Source organism: Pseudonocardia oceani (assembly GCF_019263585.2).
GTDB classification, from domain to species: domain Bacteria; phylum Actinomycetota; class Actinomycetes; order Mycobacteriales; family Pseudonocardiaceae; genus Pseudonocardia; species Pseudonocardia oceani.
On the sequence record NZ_JADQDF010000001.1, the window covers coordinates 2,016,673 to 2,034,494 of the forward strand.

A 17,822-nucleotide genomic window follows, 5' to 3' on the forward strand; every position below is an offset into this window, starting at 1 on the left:
CCGGGGACTTACTCGCCCGTGGCCTTGGCGATGATCTCCTTGGCCACGTTGGTCGGGACCTCCGCGTAGGAGTCGAAGACCATGGTGTAGTTCGCCCGGCCCTGGGTCCGCGACCGCAGGTCGCCGACGTAGCCGAACATCTCGGACAGCGGGACCAGCGCCTTGACGACGCGGGCACCCGCCCGCTCCTCCATGGCCTGGATCTGGCCGCGGCGGGAGTTGAGGTCGCCGATCACCTCACCCATGTAGTCCTCGGGCGTGGTGACCTCGACGGCCATCATCGGCTCGAGCAGCGCCGGGCTGGCCTGACGTGCGGCCTCCTTGAGCGCGATCGAGCCGGCGACCTTGAACGCCATCTCGGAGGAGTCGACCTCGTGGTAGGCACCGTCGACCAGGGTCAGCTTGACCCCGACCAGCGGGAAGCCCGCGAGGATGCCGTACTGCATGGCGTCCTGCGCACCGGCGTCGACCGACGGGATGTACTCCCGCGGGATGCGGCCACCGGTGACCTTGTTGTCGAACTCGTACAGCGCACCGTCGGCGGTGTCGAGGGGCTCGATGGTGATGATCACCTTCGCGAACTGCCCCGAGCCACCGGTCTGCTTCTTGTGCGTGTAGCTGTACTTCTCCACGGCGCGGCGGATCGTCTCGCGGTACGCCACCTGCGGCTTGCCGATGTTCGCCTCGACCTTGTAATCGGTCTTCATGCGGTTCACCAGCACCTCGAGGTGCAGCTCCCCCATGCCGGCGAGGATGGTCTGGCCCGACTCCTCGTCCTGCGTGACCTGGAAGGTGGGGTCCTCCTCGGCCAGCTTCTGGATCGCGACGCCCAGCTTCTCCTGGTCGGCCTTGGTCTTCGGCTCCACCGCGACCTGGATGACCGGGTCGGGGAAGGACATCGACTCGAGCACGATGGGGTGCTGCGGGTCCGACAGGGTCTCCCCCGTCGTCGTGTCCTTCAGGCCGATGACCGCGTAGATGTGGCCGGCCTGGGCCTCGTCGACCGGGTTCTCCTTGTTGGCCTGCATCTGGAACATCTTCCCGATGCGCTCCTTGCGGTCCTTGGTCGAGTTGACGACCTGGGAGCCCGCGGCGACCTTGCCGGAGTAGACCCGGATGTAGGTGAGCTTGCCGAAGAACGGGTGCGCGGCGATCTTGAACGCGAGCGCGGAGAACGGCTCGGTGACGTCCGGCTTGCGCGACTGCGCCGTCTCGCCGTCCTGCAGCGTGCCCTCGACCGGCGGCACGTCGAGCGGGGACGGGAGGTAGGCGATGACCGCGTCGAGCATGGGCTGGACGCCCTTGTTCTTGTACGCGGACCCGCAGAGCACCGGGTAGGCGATGCGGTCGGTCACGATCTTGCGGATGCCGTGCTTGATCTGCTCGACCGTGAGCTCCTCGCCACCGAGGTAGAGCTCCATGAGCTCGTCGTCGGTCTCGGCGACGGCCTCGACGAGGGCCGTGCGGTACTCCGCGGCCTTCTCGAGCATGTCGGCCGGGATCTCCTCGACCGTGTAGTCCTCGCCGATCTTCACCTCTCCGCGCCACGTGAGCGCGCGCATCTCGACCAGGTCGACGACGCCGATGAAGTCGTTCTCGGAACCGATCGGCAGCTGCAGGGGCAGCGGCGTGGCGCCGAGGCGCTCCTTGATCGTCCGCACGGTGAAGTAGAAGTCCGCACCGAGCTTGTCCATCTTGTTGACGAAGCAGATGCGCGGCACGTCGTACTTGGTGGCCTGCCGCCAGACCTGCTCGGACTGCGGCTCGACCCCCTCCTTGCCGTCGAAGACCGCCACCGCGCCGTCGAGCACCCGCAGGGAGCGCTCGACCTCGACCGTGAAGTCGACGTGGCCGGGGGTGTCGATGATGTTGATCTGGTGGTCTTTCCAGAAGCAGGTGATCGCGGCGCTGGTGATCGTGATGCCGCGCTTCTGCTCCTCCTCCATCCAGTCCATCGTGGCCGCGCCGTCGTGGACCTCACCGATCTTGTAGTTCAGACCGGTGTAGTACAGGATCCGCTCGGTCGTGGTGGTCTTGCCGGCGTCGATGTGGGCCATGATGCCGATGTTGCGGACCTTGCCCAGGTCCGTCAGCACGTCGCGTGCCACAGCTATCTCGCTTCCCTCAACAGGTTGGCGCGGACGATCGGCCCGTCACCAGCGGTAGTGGGCGAAGGCCTTGTTGGACTCCGCCATCTTGTGCATGTCCTCGCGCCGCTTGACGGCGGCGCCCAGACCGTTGCTCGCGTCGAGGAGCTCGTTCATGAGCCGCTCGACCATGGTCTTCTCGCGGCGCTGCCCGGCGTACGACACCAGCCAGCGCAGGCCCAGCGTGGTCTGCCGGACGGCACGGACCTCGACGGGCACCTGGTAGGTGGCGCCACCGACGCGGCGGCTGCGCACCTCCAGGGCGGGCTTGACGTTGTCGAGCGCGCGCTTGAGCGTGACGACCGGGTCGGCCCCGGTCTTCTCCCGCGTGCCCTCGAGGGCCGCGTAGACGATCCGCTCGGCGAGGCTGCGCTTGCCGTCCTGGAGCACCTTGTTCACCAGCTGGGTGACCAGCGGCGAGCTGTAGACCGGGTCGGAGACCAGCGGTCGCTTCGGAGCAGGGCCCTTGCGAGGCATCAGCTCTTCTCCTTCTTCGCGCCGTAGCGGCTGCGAGCCTGCTTGCGGTTCTTCACGCCCTGCGTGTCCAGCGAGCCGCGGACGATCTTGTAGCGGACACCCGGGAGGTCCTTCACGCGGCCACCGCGCACCAGGACGATCGAGTGCTCCTGGAGGTTGTGGCCCTCACCGGGGATGTAGGCCGTGATCTCCATCTGGCTGGTCAGCTTGACGCGCGCGACCTTGCGAAGCGCCGAGTTCGGCTTCTTCGGGGTGGTCGTGTAGACGCGCGTGCAGACGCCGCGGCGCTGGGGACTCCCCTTGAGCGCGGCCGTCTTCGTCTTGGTGGCCTTGTCCTGACGGCCCTTGCGGACCAGCTGCTGGATCGTGGGCATGAACCGTCTGCTTCTTCCCGTCGGTGGTGCTGGTGCACTGCGTCTGTCGTGTGTCGAGCTGGGTCGTGCTGGGGAGGCCGGCTGCACCGGCCGCCCTCCCCCGAGGTCGGGCGTGTCGCACCTTCGAACACCGTGCGAATGAGATCGGGGAACCTCACCGGATGGCCGGAGGCCTGCGCATCGGGGACGCGATCACGGGCCGGAGCACGGGATCGACGGCCCACAGGCGCGCAGATCGGCCCGACCGAGGTCGAGCGCAAGCACCAAGACTACCCGCCCCGCCGAAGGGGGGTCAAAACGGGTCCAGGTGAGCATCTGCCGGTGCTCGCAGAGTGCCGCACGACGTGGCGCGCCGCAAGAGGACTCGCCCGCTCGCCGCCGCTCGGCACCCGCTCGCCGCAGACGGGCGGCCACGGGCCGTGACGACCGGTGTGGCCCGTCCGTGCACGTCCTGGCCCCGGAGAGCCGTTCCCGGCGTGGTCCGGGGCTGGATACCGTCGCGCATGGCCCTTCCCCGTGCCGCCGTCCGGCTGCTCACCCGGGGCGTCGTCGCCCCGCTGCTCTCCCCCCTGCTGCCGCTGCCGGTCAGCAGGCGCCTGCTCGACGCCACCGGCTACGTGCTCCCGCTCCCCCTCGGCACCCGGCGCACCGCCGTCGACCTCGGCGGCGTACCGGCCGAGCGCGTCGTCGCGCGCGGCGCCGACGGCCCGCAGCAGGTGCTGTACCTGCACGGCGGCGGCTACAAGACGGGTTCCCCCACCTCGCACCGCGCGCTCACCGCGCACCTGAGCCGGGCGTGCGGCGCCCCGGTGCACGTGCCGGCCTACCGGCTCGCGCCCGAGCACCCGTTCCCGGCGGCCGTCGACGACGTCGTGGCCGCGTGGCGGGCGCTGCGCGCAGCGGGGCACCAACCACAGCGCATCGCCGTGCTCGGTGATTCCGCGGGCGGCGGACTCGTCATGGCGCTCGCGCTGCGGCTGCGCGCGGCCGGCGAGGAGCTGCCCGGCTCGCTCGGGCTGGTCTCGCCGTGGCTCGACCTCGACCTGCGCTCTCCCTGGGTCACGGCCAACTCCCGCCGCGACGCCATGCTCGACGCAGGGACCCTGGCGCCGGCCGCCGCGGACTACCGGGCGGGCGCAACGGCCCCCGAGCTCGAGCCGCTGGCCGCCGACCTCACCGGCTTCCCGCCGCTGCACGTCGTCGCCGGGGCCGACGAGGTGCTGGTCGGCGACGCCGACGCCCTCGTCGAGCGGGCGCGGGCGGCCGGCGTGCCCGTCACCTACACCCGCGCGGCCGGGCTCTGGCACGCCTACCCGGTGTTCGCGGGCCTGCTCGCCGAGGCCGACGCCGCCGTCGCGGAGCTCGGCGAGGCCGTGCGCCGCGACTGCGGCGGCGGCGCCCCGGTGCGCGTCGCCGTCGTCGGGGCCGGGTTCGGCGGGATCGGCATGGGTGCGGCCCTGCGGGGCACCGGCGCCGAGGTGACGATCCTCGACCGGGCCGACGGCGTCGGAGGCGTGTGGCGGGCCAACACCTACCCGGGCGCGGCGTGCGACGTCCCGTCGCACCTCTACTCCTTCTCCTTCGCCCCCGGCCGCGAGTGGACCCGCCGGTTCGCCCCGCAGCCCGACATCCTGCGCTACCTCGAGCGCGTCGCGGCCGAGCACGGGCTGGCGCCGCGGCTGCGCACCGAGGTCACCGAGGCCCACTGGGACGACGCCCGCGGCGCCTGGCGCCTGGACCTGTCCGACGGCGAGACGCTCGAGGCCGACGTGCTGGTGCCGGCGTGCGGGCAGCTCTCGCGCCCGGCCGCGCCGCGCATCCCCGGCCTCGACGCGTTCACGGGCCCGGTCTTCCACTCCGCGGAGTGGGACCACGACGTCGACCTCACCGGCAGACGCGTGGCCGTCGTCGGCACCGGGGCCAGCGCCATCCAGTTCGTGCCCGCGATCGTCGACCGGGTGGCGTCGCTGACGGTCTTCCAGCGCTCCGCGCCCTACCTCATCCCCAAGCCCGACCGTGCCTACTCCACCACCCACCACGCGTTCTTCCGCGCGGTCCCGGCCTGGCGGAGCGCGGCCCGGGCGTTCTGGTTCGGGTTCTTCGAGACCGGCGCGCTCGGGTTCACCGCGGTCCGGTCGCTGACGGTGCCGTTCCGCTGGGCGTTCGAGGGCCTGGTGCGCAGCCAGGTGCGCGACGCCGCACTGCGGGAGAAGCTGCGTCCCGACTACCCCGTGGGCTGCAAGCGGGTGCTCATCTCCTCGGACTGGTACCCGGCGGTCGCGCAGCCGCACGTCGACGTCGTGACGGCGGGGGTGGCGGGCGTGACGGCCGGGTCCGTGCTCGCGGAGGACGGCACCGAACACCCCGCCGACGTGATCGTCCTCGGCACCGGGTTCGCCACCACCGACTTCCTCACGCCGATGAAGGTCTTCGGCCCCGGCGGCGCCGAGCTGTCGGACCGCTGGCGCGCCGGTGCCCGCGCGCACCTGGGCATCACCGTGCCCGGCTTCCCCAACCTGTTCCTGCTCTACGGCCCCAACACCAACGTCGGCTCGGGGTCGATCGTGCACATGCTGGAGAGCCAGATCGCGTACGTGCGCCAGGCCGTCGCGGCGGTGGCAGGCGGCGCGGGCCCGCTCTCGGTGCGCCCCGACGTCGAGTCGCGGTTCGACACCGAGGTGCAGGACCGCCTGGGCCGCAGCGTCTGGACCGGCTGCCAGAGCTGGTACCGCACGGCCAGCGGGCGGATCGTCAACAACTGGCCGGGGTTGATGCGCGAGTACCGGCGGCGGACGGCGCAGTTCGACGTGACGGAGTACGAGACCCTCTAGCACCTCCGCGCGAACGGCACTACCGCCCAATGTGGTCGGGCGGGAGTGCCGTTCACCTGGGGGGTAGCGCCAGCAGCGGCGGCCTCGGGCGCCGCGACGCGTGCGCGTGGTTCGCCGTGAGGTCGCGCAGCACCGCGACCGGGTCCCTCAGCGCGCTCGGCAGGTGGTGGACGACGACCACGCCCTCGGCCATCATCGCCGCGCGGCGGTCCAGGGTGCGGGCGTAGTCGGCCGGGCCGAGGTGCCACTCCAGCGAATCGATCTCCCAGGCCATGCCCACGTCGTCGAACCAGGCGTCGGGCACGGCGACGAGCCGGCCCACACGGTCGTGGAGCTCGGCGTTCCAGATCGGGGCGGGCAGGCCCGACCGCCGCAGCACCGCCCGGGCCTGCGCCTCGGCCGCGGAGCGCACGCCGTCGCCGACCTCGCGCAGGACCTCCCGGGGCAGCGCGCTCCCCCGTCCGCTGCCCGCCGCGAGCTCCGTGTTCAGCTCCGCCGGCGTGCACCGCCCGCGTTGCACGACCTCGGCGACGGCCGCCCGCACCTCGGCGCGGACGCGGCAGCGGCGGGCGAAGTCGAGGACCGCGCGGGCCTCGTGCGCGAGCGCCCAGCGTCCGGGTGCGGGGACGGGGAGCCGGTCGGTGCGCTCGGCGAGCACCCGCCCGGACCCGGCGCGCCGCACGTCGGCGGCCACGAGCAGGTGCACCGGACCCGACGGGCGCGGCATGCGCTCCATCCCGTGCAGCTCGAGCGCGTCGGCACCGGTGAGCACGGCTCCGGGACCGCCGTGGAGCAGCGCCGCCTGCCTGCGGTCGGCCCGGGTGACCGGACCGTTGTGCAGCAGCAGGATGCCCGGCAGCAGCAGCTGCCACGGCCCGCCCGCGCGGCAGCGGTGGCTGATGGTGCTGCGGGGGACGCCGAGCGCCACCAGGTCGGCGGCGCGCACGACCGCCGTGCCGCACAGCTGGGGGATCTCGTCGAGGCGGGGCACCCACAGATCGTGCGGCCTCCGGCGACCCGCGGCGGCGCGAGCTGCGGAGCTGTGGACGCGCGGGGCCCGATGTGGACAACCCCGCCACGCGCGAACGGCACCCTCACCCGAGCAGGTTGGGTGAGAGTGCCGTTCGCACGGAGATGGGATGGGCCGGAACGGCGGACGGGGCCGGCCACCGCCACGGGAGAGCGGTGTCCGGCCCCGTCCGGGACCCCTCGGTGCGTCCCCGCCCGCGACCGGGCGGGGACGTCGCGGCTACCTAGCGGTAGTCGCGGCCGAAGTCGTAGTCGTCCAGCGGCACGGCGGCACCCGTGCCCGTGCCGAACACGTCGGGGCTGTAGTAGCCGTCGTCGTAGCTCGGCAGTGCGTAGGCGGCCGCGCGGGCCTCCTCCGTGGGCTGGACCTGGATGTCGCGGTAGCGGGCGATGCCCGTACCGGCCGGGATCAGCTTGCCGATGATCACGTTCTCCTTGAGCCCGACGAGCTTGTCGCGCTTCCCGTTGATCGCGGCATCGGTGAGGATCCGGGTGGTCTCCTGGAACGAGGCCGCGGACAGCCACGACTCCGTGGCCAGCGAGGCCTTCGTGATCCCCATCAGGACCGGGCGGCCGGACGCGGGCTCGTTGCCCTCGGCCACGACGCGCCGGTTCTGGGTCTCGAAGTCGGCCCGCTCGGCGAGTGCGCCGGGCAGGAACTCCGTGGACCCCGAGTCGATGATCGTGACCCGGCGCAGCATCTGCCGGATGATCACCTCGATGTGCTTGTCGTGGATGTCCACGCTCTGCGTGCGGTACACCTTCTGCACCTCACGCACGAGGTGCAGCTGCACCTCGCGCGGACCCATGACGCGCAGCACCTCGTGCGGGTCGGCCGTGCCCTCGAGGAGCAGCTGGCCCACGTGCACGTGGTCGCCGTCGGCCAGCGGACGCTCCTGGCCGTCGACCGTGGTCATCGCGAGCCACTGCCGCTTCGACAGCTTCTCGTAGACGATCTCCTCGCCGCCGTCGTCCGGGGTGAGGGTGATCTTCCAGAAGCGCTCGCCGTCCTCGATCGCGATGCGACCGTCGACGTCGGCGATCGGGGCCTTGCCCTTGGGGACGCGGGCCTCGAACAGCTCCTGGACGCGCGGCAGACCCGTCGTGATGTCGTCGCCCGCCACACCACCGGTGTGGAACGTGCGCATCGTCAGCTGGGTGCCGGGCTCACCGATCGACTGCGCCGCGACGATGCCGACGGCCTCGCCGACGTCCACCAGCTTGCCGGTGGCCATCGAGCGGCCGTAGCACATGGCGCAGATGCCGGTGGCGGACGTGCAGGTGAGCGGGCTGCGCACCTTGATCGTCCGGATGCCGGCCGCGACCAGCACCTCGAGCGCCGGGTCACCGAGGTCGTCGCCCCGGCGGACCACGACCGCACCGTCGGCACTGGTGACGTCCTCGCCCGAGGTGCGGGCGTAGACGGCTGTGCGCAGGTAGCGGTGCGGGATCAGGCGGCCGTCGGAGGTCTCCTCCGTGACGGCCATCGTGACGCCCCGCTCCGTGCCGCAGTCGACCTCGCGGACGATGACGTCTTGCGACACGTCCACCAGACGACGGGTCAGGTAGCCCGAGTCGGCGGTGCGCAGCGCGGTGTCCGCCAGGCCCTTGCGGGTGCCGTGCGTGGAGATGAAGTACTCCAGGACCGACAGGCCCTCACGGAAGTTGGACTTGATCGGCCGGGGGATGTACTCGCCCTTGGGGTTGGCCACCAGACCACGCATACCGGCGAGCTGCCGGACCTGGGTCATGTTGCCCGCCGCGCCCGACTTGACGATCGTCGGGATCGGGTTGTCCTCCGGGAAGTTGGCCTCCATGGCCCGGGCGACCTCTTCGGACGCCTGGGTCCAGATCTTGACCATCTCGTCGTTGCGCTCCTGGTGGGACAGGGCCCCGCGCAGGTAGCGCTTGTTGACCTGCTCGGCCTTGACCTCGTAGCCGTCCAGGATCTCCTGCTTGTTCGGCGGCACGACGACGTCGGAGACGGCCATCGTGACCCCGGAGCGCGTGGCCCAGTAGAAGCCCGCGTCCTTGAGCCGGTCGAGGCACTGCGCGACCTCGGTCATCGAGTACCGCTCGGCCAGGTCGTTGACGATCATGGCCTGGCGCTTCTTCGGCAGGATCTCGTTGACGTACGGGTAGTCCGCCGGCAGGAGCTCGTTGAACAGCACCCGGCCCAGGGTCGTGTCGGCCAGCCACGGGTCGCCCTCGGACCAGCCGATGGACTCCGCGATCGCGGCCGGCGGGGTGACCCCGTGCAGGCGGATCTTCATCGGCGCCTGCAGGTGGAGCACCTTGCGGTCGTACGCCATGATCGCCTCGGCGACCGAGGAGTAGATCCCGCCCTCGCCGTGTGCGCCCTCGCGCAGCCGGCTCAGGTGGTAGATGCCCGTGACCATGTCGAGTCGCGGCATGGCGAGCGGACGCCCGGACGCCGGCGACAGGATGTTGTTCGACGACAGCATCAGCACGCGGGCCTCGGACTGCGCCTCGGCCGACAGCGGCAGGTGGACCGCCATCTGGTCACCGTCGAAGTCGGCGTTGAACGCCTCGCAGACCAGCGGGTGCAGCTGGATGGCCTTGCCCTCCACCAGCTGCGGCTCGAAGGCCTGGATGCCGAGGCGGTGCAGGGTAGGTGCGCGGTTGAGCAGCACCGGGTGCTCGGAGATGACCTCCTCGAGCACGTCCCACACCTGCGAGCGGCCGCGCTCGACCATGCGCTTCGCGGACTTGATGTTCTGCGCGTGGTTGAGGTCGACCAGCCGCTTCATGACGAACGGCTTGAACAGCTCCAGCGCCATCTGCTTGGGCAGACCGCACTGGTGCAGCTTGAGCTGCGGGCCGACGACGATGACCGAACGGCCCGAGTAGTCGACGCGCTTGCCGAGCAGGTTCTGGCGGAACCGGCCCTGCTTGCCCTTGAGCAGGTCGGACAGCGACTTGAGCGGCCGGTTGCCCGGGCCCGTCACCGGCCGGCCGCGGCGGCCGTTGTCGAACAGCGCGTCGACGGCCTCCTGCAGCATCCGCTTCTCGTTGTTGACGATGATCTCGGGCGCGCCGAGGTCGATCAGTCGCTTGAGGCGGTTGTTTCGGTTGATGACCCGGCGGTACAGGTCGTTCAGGTCGCTCGTGGCGAAGCGGCCACCGTCGAGCTGCACCATCGGGCGCAGGTCCGGCGGGATGACCGGGACGCAGTCGAGCACCATGCCCATCGGCGAGTTGCCGGTGGTCTGGAACGCCGCGACGACCTTGAGGCGCTTGAGGGCGCGGAGCTTCTTCTGCCCCTTGCCGCTGCGGATGGTCTCCCGCAGGTTCTCGGCCTCGGCCGGGATGTCGAAGTTCTGCAGCAGCGTCTGGATCGCCTCGGCGCCCATGGCGCCGGTGAAGTAGTCGCCGTACCGGTCGTAGAGCTCCCGGTAGATCGACTCGTCGGCGATGAGCTGCTGCACGTCGAGCTTGGTGAACGCGGTCCAGATCTCGTCGAGCCGGTCCAGCTCGCGCTGGGCGCGGTCGCGGAGCTGGCGCATCTCGCGCTCGCCACCGTCCTTGACCTTGCGGCGGACGTCGCCCTTCGCGCCCTCGGCCTCGAGCTCGGCCAGGTCGGCCTCGAGCTTCTGGGCCCGCTCCTCGAGATCGGTGTCGCGCCGGTTCTCGACCCGCTTGCGCTCCACGCTCATCTCGGTCTCGAGCGTGGACAGGTCGTTGTGGCGGAGCTCCTTGTTGACCGACGTGATCACGTAGGCCGCGAAGTAGATGATCTTCTCGAGGTCCTTGGGCGCCAGGTCGAGCAGGTAGCCCAGGCGGCTCGGCACACCCTTGAAGTACCAGATGTGCGTGACCGGGGCGGCCAGCTCGATGTGCCCCATCCGCTCACGACGCACCTTGGCGCGCGTGACCTCCACGCCGCAGCGCTCGCAGATGATGCCCTTGAACCGGACGCGCTTGTACTTGCCGCAGTAGCACTCCCAGTCGCGGGTCGGGCCGAAGATCTTCTCGCAGAAGAGCCCGTCCTTCTCCGGCTTGAGGGTGCGGTAGTTGATCGTCTCGGGCTTCTTGACCTCACCGTGCGACCACTGACGGATGTCCTCGGCCGTGGCCAGGCCGATGCGCAGTTCGTCGAAGAAGTTGACGTCGAGCACTATTCGCCTCAGTTCCTTCTTGTGTATCTGGCTCGGGCGGTCAGTTGACGACGTCGTCGACGGTCATCGACTCGGATCCGGGGCGGCTGGACAGGTTGATGCCCAGGTTCGCCGCGGCCCGCTCGAGGTCCTCGTCGTCGGTGTCGCGCATCTCGATCGCCTGGCCGTCGCTGGAGAGCACCTCGACGTTCAGGCAGAGCGACTGGAGCTCCTTGAGCAGCACCTTGAACGACTCGGGGATTCCCGGCTCGGGGATGTTCTCGCCCTTGACGATCGCCTCGTAGACCTTCACGCGGCCCGCGACGTCGTCCGACTTGATCGTCAGCAGCTCCTGGAGCGTGTACGCCGCCCCGTAGGCCTGCATCGCCCAGCACTCCATCTCACCGAAGCGCTGGCCACCGAACTGGGCCTTACCACCGAGGGGCTGCTGCGTGATCATTGAGTACGGACCGGTGGAACGGGCGTGGATCTTGTCGTCCACCAGGTGCAGCAGCTTGAGGATGTACATGTAGCCGACGGCCACCGGGAACGGGAAGGGCTCCCCGGACCGGCCGTCCATCAGCACGGCCTTGCCGTCGGACTTGACCATCCGCTCACCGTCGCGGTTGGGCAGCGTGCACCCGAGCAGACCGGTGATCTCGTGCTCCTTGGCGCCGTCGAAGACCGGGGTGGCGGTCTTCGTGCCGGCCGGGGCCGAGTGCAGGCTGTCCGGGATCTGCTTGGCCCAGTCGAGCCCGTCGGCGTTCTCACCCTCGTGGATGTCCCAGCCGGTCTTGGCGATCCACCCGAGGTGGGTCTCCAGGACCTGCCCGATGTTCATCCGTCGCGGCACGCCGTGCGTGTTGAGGATGATGTCGATCGGGGTGCCGTCGGGCAGGAAGGGCATGTCCTCGGCGGGGAGGATCTTGCCGATGACGCCCTTGTTGCCGTGGCGGCCGGCGAGCTTGTCGCCGTCCTGGATCTTGCGCTTCTGGGCAACGTAGACGCGGACCAGCTCGTTGACGCCGGGCGCCAGCTCGTCCTCGTCGTCGCGGGAGAAGACCCGGATGCCGATGACCTTGCCGGTCTCGCCGTGGGGCACCTTGAGCGAGGTGTCGCGGACCTCCCGCGCCTTCTCGCCGAAGATCGCGCGGAGCAGGCGTTCCTCCGGGGTCAGCTCGGTCTCGCCCTTGGGCGTGACCTTGCCGACCAGGATGTCGCCGGGCTGGACCTCGGCGCCGATCCGGATGATGCCGCGCTCGTCGAGGTCGGCCAGGACCTCCTCGGAGACGTTCGGGATGTCCCGGGTGATCTCCTCGGCGCCCAGCTTGGTGTCGCGGGCGTCGATCTCGTGCTCCTCGATGTGGATCGACGTGAGCACGTCGTCCTGCACCAGACGCTGCGAGAGGATGATCGCGTCCTCGTAGTTGTGGCCCTCCCACGGCATGATCGCCACGAGCAGGTTCTTGCCCAGGGCCATCTCGCCGTTCTCGGTGCACGGCCCGTCGGCCAGGACCTGCCCGACCTCGACGCGCGCGCCCTCGAGCACGATCGGCTTCTGGTTGGTGCAGGTGCCCTGGTTGCTGCGGCGGAACTTGTGCAGCCGGTACGTGCGGCGCGTGCCGTCGTCGGCCATCACCGTGATGAAGTCGGCGCACAGCTCCTCGACGACACCGGCCTTCTCGGCCACGACCACGTCGCCCGCGTCGACCGCGGCGCGCAGCTCCATGCCCGTGCCCACCAGCGGCGAGTCGGAGCGGAGCAGCGGCACCGACTGTCGCTGCATGTTGGCGCCCATCAGGGCGCGGTTGGCGTCGTCGTGCTCGAGGAACGGGATCATCGCCGTGGCGACCGACACCATCTGCCGCGGGGAGACGTCGATGTAGTCGACGCCGGCCGGGGAGATGTAGTCGACCTCGCCGCCCTTGCGGCGCACCAGCACGCGGCTGCCGACGAAGTTGCCGTCGTCGTCGAGCGGCTCGTTGGCCTGCGCGATGACGAAGCGGTCCTCCTCGTCGGCCGTCAGGTAGTCGATCTGGTCGCCCGCGCGGCCGTTCTCGACCTTGCGGTACGGCGACTGGATGAAGCCGAACGGGTTGACCTGCGCGAAGCTCGACAGCGACCCGATCAGGCCGATGTTCGGGCCCTCCGGGGTCTCGATCGGGCACATGCGGCCGTAGTGGCTGGGGTGCACGTCGCGCACCTCGAAGCCGGCGCGCTCGCGGGACAGACCACCCGGGCCCAGCGCGGACAGGCGACGCTTGTGCGTCAGGCCCGCGAGGGGGTTGGTCTGGTCCATGAACTGCGACAGCTGCGACGTGCCGAAGAACTCCTTGATCGCCGCCACGACGGGACGGATGTTGATCAGGGTCTGCGGCGTGATCGCCTCGACGTCCTGGGTCGTCATCCGCTCGCGGACGACGCGCTCCATGCGCGAGAGGCCGACCCGGATCTGGTTCTGGATCAGCTCGCCCACGGTGCGCAGGCGACGGTTGCCGAAGTGGTCGATGTCGTCGGTCTCGACCGGGATCTCGACGCCCGAGCCCTCCTGGCCCTCGACGGCGTCGGAGATCATCGAGGTGTCGCCGGCGTGCAGCCGGACGAGGTACTCGATGGTGGTGGCGATGTCCTCCTCGGTCAGCGTGCCGACTGGGTTGGGCGTGGACAGGCCCAGCTTCTTGTTGACCTTGTAGCGGCCCACCTTGGCGAGGTCGTAGCGCTTGTCCTTGAAGAACAGGTTCTCCAGGAGCGTCTGCGCGCTCTCGCGGGTGGGGGGCTCGCCGGGGCGCAGCTTGCGGTAGATGTCGAGCAGCGCCTCGTCCTGGCCGGCCGTGTGGTCCTTCTCCAGGGTGGCGAGCATCGTCTCGGAGAAGCCGAAGCGCTTCGAGATCTGCTCGGCGTCCCAGCCGAGGGCCTTGAGCAGCACGGTGACGGGCTGACGGCGCTTGCGGTCGATGCGGACGCCGACGGTGTCGCGCTTGTCGACGTCGAACTCCAGCCACGCACCGCGGCTGGGGATGACCTTGACCGAGTAGACGTCCTTCTCGGTCGTCTTGTCGATGCTGTGGTCGAAGTAGACACCCGGCGACCGGACGAGCTGGGACACCACGACACGCTCGGTGCCGTTGATGATGAAGGTGCCCTTCGACGTCATCACGGGGAAGTCGCCCATGAAGACCGTCTGGCTCTTGATCTCACCGGTGGTGTTGTTCGTGAACTCCGCGGTGACGAACAGCGGAGCCGCGTACGTCATGTCCTTGTCCTTGCACTCCTCCTCCGACGCCTTCACTTCGTCGAAGCGGGGGTCGGAGAAGGACAGGGACATCGACCCGGAGAAGTCCTCGATGGGCGAGATCTCGGTGAGGATCTCCTCGAGACCGCCCACCGGGTTCTCGTCACCGGCATCGATCCGCCGCTGGAACCACGCCTCGTCGCCGACGAGCCACTCGAACGACTGCGTCTGCAGGTCGAGCAGATCGGGCACCCGGAGGGGCTCGCGGATCTTCGCGAAGGAGACCCGGGTGGGGGCTCCGGGGAGGGCCATGTGGTCCGAGGTGGTCGCGGGGGTCTTGGTGGCGTGCGGCGATGCCAAGATGCGTCCTTCCGGAACTGCGCTCTTCATCTGGCGGGCCCCGGGTTCCTCGCGCTACCGTCTCGTTGATCCGGTAGGAGCGGGATGGTCCGGGGCACACCGTCTGTTGTCAGGGCACGGCCGCCGACCACCTTCGCGAGCAGTCGAGGTGGTTCCCACCGGAGCTCGTTCTCCCGGCTGGAGTCCTCGATGCGCACGCGAAGCTGGACGGAGGCAGCGCAAAGAGGCAGTCTAGCTGCAAACGCAGCCGCTGTCGAGACGGGTCACCAAGGCAACCATCGAGACCTAAGAGTGACCTGACAGGCGCACCGAGTCAAGACTCTACGCGTCGGTAAGTGGTCTGTTCTGCGGGATGGACGGTGGTTCAACGAGCATCCGCGCAGATGGCGACCGTTCGTCCCGAGGGTTCATCCCGTCGTGTCGACGGCCGACGTCGGCCCCCGATCCGGTCGCGCTCCGTGATCACCGCGAGGTCAGGACGGGCGACGGCCCCGCCTTGACAGCGCGTGATCGCCGACACAACGATCGCGAGCGTCAACGATTGTGTCGACGAACGAGGAGACATCGATGTCCGAGGCCCCCGACATGCGCGATCTGCTGGGTGCGGACGCCCCCTCCAACTGGGGCAAGTGGGGACCGGACGACGAGCTCGGCGCCCTGAACTACCTCGACGCCGGCGAGGTGCTCCGGGGCATCCAGCACGTGAAGTCCGGCGAGACGTTCACCCTGCAGATCCAGATGGGCCGCACCGACGGCCCCGGTGACCCGCTCTGGCCCGGCCGCGAGGGGATCAAGCGCAAGAACGAGCTCGACGAGGGCACCTGGGACGGCGAGGGCGCCCCCGCGTTCCCCGGCGGCCTGCACTACGCCGACGACACCGCGCACATCTTCCTGCAGGGCTCCACGCAGTACGACGCGCTGGGCCACGTCTGGTACGACGGCAAGCTCTGGAACGGCTACGACGCCCGCACCACCATCGACGCGATGCAGAAGGCCTCGGTGCTCCCCATCGCCGAGAAGGGCGTCGTCGGGCGCGGCGTGCTCATCGACATGGCCCGCCACCGCGGGAAGCAGTGGCTCGACAAGGGCGAGACGTTCGACCACACCGACCTCGAGGCGGCCGCGGAGGCCCAGGGCGTCACCATCGAGCCGCACGACGTGCTCTGCGTCCGCACCGGCTGGATGAAGTACTGGTACGAGCTCAACGACCCCGCGAAGTTCTACGACGGCTTCCAGGAGCCGGGCCTGACCTACTCGCGCGAGCTCGTGCAGTGGTTCCAGGACCGCGAGGTCCCCAACCTCGTCACCGACACCATCGCCAACGAGGTCACCTACGAGCCCGAGACGGGCGTCGCGCTCCCCCTGCACTGCGCGCTGATGCGCAACCTCGGAGTCACCCTCACCGAGATCGCCTGGCTCGACGACCTCGCCGACGCGTGCGCGATCGACGGCCGCTGGAGCTTCCTCTACGTCGCCGCGCCGCTGAAGGTCGTCAACGGCACCGGCGCCCCCGTCAACCCGGTGGCCATCCGATGACCGCCGCCGCCGACTCCACGATCTACGGCTCCAAGCCGTGGCTGGCCCGCTACGCACCCGGCCAGCCCCCCTCGATCACCGTCGAGTTCGACAGCGCCCTGGACATGTTCCGGGCCGCGGTCGCGCGCGACCCCGACGGCGACATCATCCGCTACTTCGACGGCCGGATCACCCTGCGCGAGCTCGACGCGCTCACCGACGCGTTCGCCGCGGGCATCACCGACGCCGGCTTCTCCCCCGGCGAGCGCGTGGCCGTCTACCTGCAGAACGTGCCGCAGTTCGTCATCGCCCAGATCGGCACCTGGAAGGCCGGCGGCATCGCCGTGTCGATCAACCCGATGAACAAGGAGCGCGAGCTCACCGAGCTGCTCACCGACTCCGGGGCGACCGTGCTGGTCTGCCTGGAGAGCCTGCACCGCGACGTCGCCGCGTCGGTGGTGCCGGGCACCGCGGTCCGCACGGTGATCACCACCTCGGAGCTGGAGCACCAGACCCGCAACGACCCGCGGATCTTCTCCGGCGTCGAGCGGATCGCGTGCGAGGGCACCGTCGACATGGCGGGGCTGCTGGAGCGGTTCGCCGGCCAGGCGCCGCCGGAGGTGTCGCTCGGGCCGGACGACATCGCGTTCCTGACCTACACCTCCGGCACCACCGGCCCGCCCAAGGGCGCGATGACGACGCACCGCAACGTCGTCTTCAACGCCCAGACCTACCGCGAGTGGGTCGGCCTGACCAGCGACGACGTCGTGCTCGGCGTCGCACCGCTGTTCCACATCACCGGCCTGATCGCCCACATCGCGATCTCGCTGCTGATCGGGGCGCCCCTGGTGCTCATGCACCGCCTCGACCCGGCCGTCACGATCGAGACGGTCCGCGACGAGCGCGCCACCTTCACCGTCGGGTCCATCACGGTGTTCATCGCCCTGATGAACTCTCCCGCGGCGGACAAGGAGGCGCTGACGTCGCTGACCAAGATCCTGTCGGGCGGGGCGCCCATCCCGCCGTCCACGGTGAAGGCGTTCAAGTCCGCGTTCGGGCACTACATCCACAACGTCTACGGCCTCACCGAGACCACGTCCCCGAGCCACGGCACCCCGTTCGGCACCGAGGGGCCGGTCGACGAGGCCTCGGGCGCGCTGTCGGTCGGCGTCCCGGTCTACGACACCGTCGTCCAGATCGTCGACGACAAGGGCGAGGACCTGCCCGTCGGCGAGATCGGCGAGCTGGTGACCACCGGGCCGCAGGTCGTCATCGGGTACTGGAACAAGCCCGAGGAGACCGCGAAGGCGCTGCCCGGCGGCTCACTGCACACCGGCGACGTCGGGTACATGGACGCCGACGGCTGGTTCTACATCGTCGACCGCAAGAAGGACCAGATCAACGCGGGCGGCTACAAGGTCTGGCCGCGCGAGGTCGAGGACGTGCTCTACGAGCACGAGGCGGTCCGCGAGGCGGCCGTGGTCGGGGTGCCCGACGAGTACCGGGGCGAGAGCGTCAAGGCGTTCGTCAGCCTGCGCCCCGGTAAGGAGGTCAGCGAGGCGGACCTCATCGCGTTCACCAAGCAGCGCATGGCCGCCTACAAGTACCCGCGGCAGATCGAGTTCCTCGACGAGATCCCCAAGACCGTCACCGGCAAGCTCCTGCGCCGGGAGCTGCGCGGCCGCTGACGGTCCGCAGGGCCCACGACGACGAACGGCCCTCCCGTCGGAGGACGGGAG

Annotated in this window: 9 protein-coding genes; 3 read left to right on the forward strand and 6 right to left on the reverse strand. The window is 70.1% G+C overall.

Annotation, left to right across the window (positions count from 1 at the left end):
* Positions 1-8: 8 nt before the first annotated feature.
* The 3 genes from fusA to rpsL are packed head-to-tail and all read right to left on the reverse strand — an operon-like array spanning position 9 to position 2,998.
* Complete coding sequence (fusA, locus tag I4I82_RS10000; RefSeq protein ID WP_218588911.1) at positions 9-2,108, reverse strand: elongation factor G; 2,100 nt, start codon at positions 2,106-2,108, stop codon at positions 9-11.
* 45 nt (positions 2,109-2,153) lie between these two features.
* Positions 2,154-2,624 (reverse strand): 30S ribosomal protein S7, encoded by a 471-nt coding sequence (gene rpsG, locus I4I82_RS10005; protein ID WP_172157749.1) that lies wholly within the window; start codon positions 2,622-2,624, stop codon positions 2,154-2,156.
* Positions 2,624-2,998: a 30S ribosomal protein S12 gene (gene rpsL, locus I4I82_RS10010; RefSeq protein ID WP_141278851.1), complete on the reverse strand. Its 375-nt coding sequence runs from the start codon at positions 2,996-2,998 to the stop codon at positions 2,624-2,626. The genes rpsG and rpsL overlap by 1 nt, the downstream gene beginning before the upstream one ends.
* Positions 2,999-3,501: 503 nt before the next feature.
* Between rpsL and I4I82_RS34760 the strand changes: the two genes are divergently transcribed.
* Positions 3,502-5,829 (forward strand): alpha/beta hydrolase fold domain-containing protein, encoded by a 2,328-nt coding sequence (locus tag I4I82_RS34760; protein ID WP_218588910.1) that lies wholly within the window; start codon positions 3,502-3,504, stop codon positions 5,827-5,829.
* A gap of 52 nt (positions 5,830-5,881) precedes the next feature.
* On the opposite strand, the gene I4I82_RS10025 is transcribed toward I4I82_RS34760, so the two are convergent.
* The 3 genes from I4I82_RS10025 to rpoB all read right to left on the reverse strand — a co-directional run bounded on the left by I4I82_RS10025 (position 5,882) and on the right by rpoB (position 14,568).
* Positions 5,882-6,820: a hypothetical protein gene (locus tag I4I82_RS10025; RefSeq protein ID WP_226369973.1), complete on the reverse strand. Its 939-nt coding sequence runs from the start codon at positions 6,818-6,820 to the stop codon at positions 5,882-5,884.
* Positions 6,821-7,082: 262 nt separating this feature from the next.
* Positions 7,083-10,997 carry a DNA-directed RNA polymerase subunit beta' gene (locus tag I4I82_RS10030; RefSeq protein WP_218588909.1) on the reverse strand — a complete coding sequence of 1,305 codons (3,915 nt, stop codon included), beginning with the start codon at positions 10,995-10,997 and terminating at the stop codon, positions 7,083-7,085.
* A gap of 40 nt (positions 10,998-11,037) precedes the next feature.
* Entirely contained in the window at positions 11,038-14,568 is a 3,531-nt protein-coding gene (rpoB, locus tag I4I82_RS10035; protein WP_372451320.1) for a DNA-directed RNA polymerase subunit beta, read from the reverse strand.
* Between the two features lie 567 nt (positions 14,569-15,135).
* On the opposite strand from rpoB, the gene I4I82_RS10040 reads away from it, so the two are divergent.
* Positions 15,136-16,104: a cyclase family protein gene (locus tag I4I82_RS10040; RefSeq protein WP_218588908.1), complete on the forward strand. Its 969-nt coding sequence runs from the start codon at positions 15,136-15,138 to the stop codon at positions 16,102-16,104.
* Positions 16,101-17,771, forward strand: coding sequence for a long-chain-fatty-acid--CoA ligase (locus I4I82_RS10045; RefSeq protein ID WP_218588907.1), 1,671 nt, complete (start codon positions 16,101-16,103; stop codon positions 17,769-17,771). Before I4I82_RS10040 ends, I4I82_RS10045 begins: the two co-directional genes overlap by 4 nt.
* Positions 17,772-17,822: the final 51 nt, after the last annotated feature.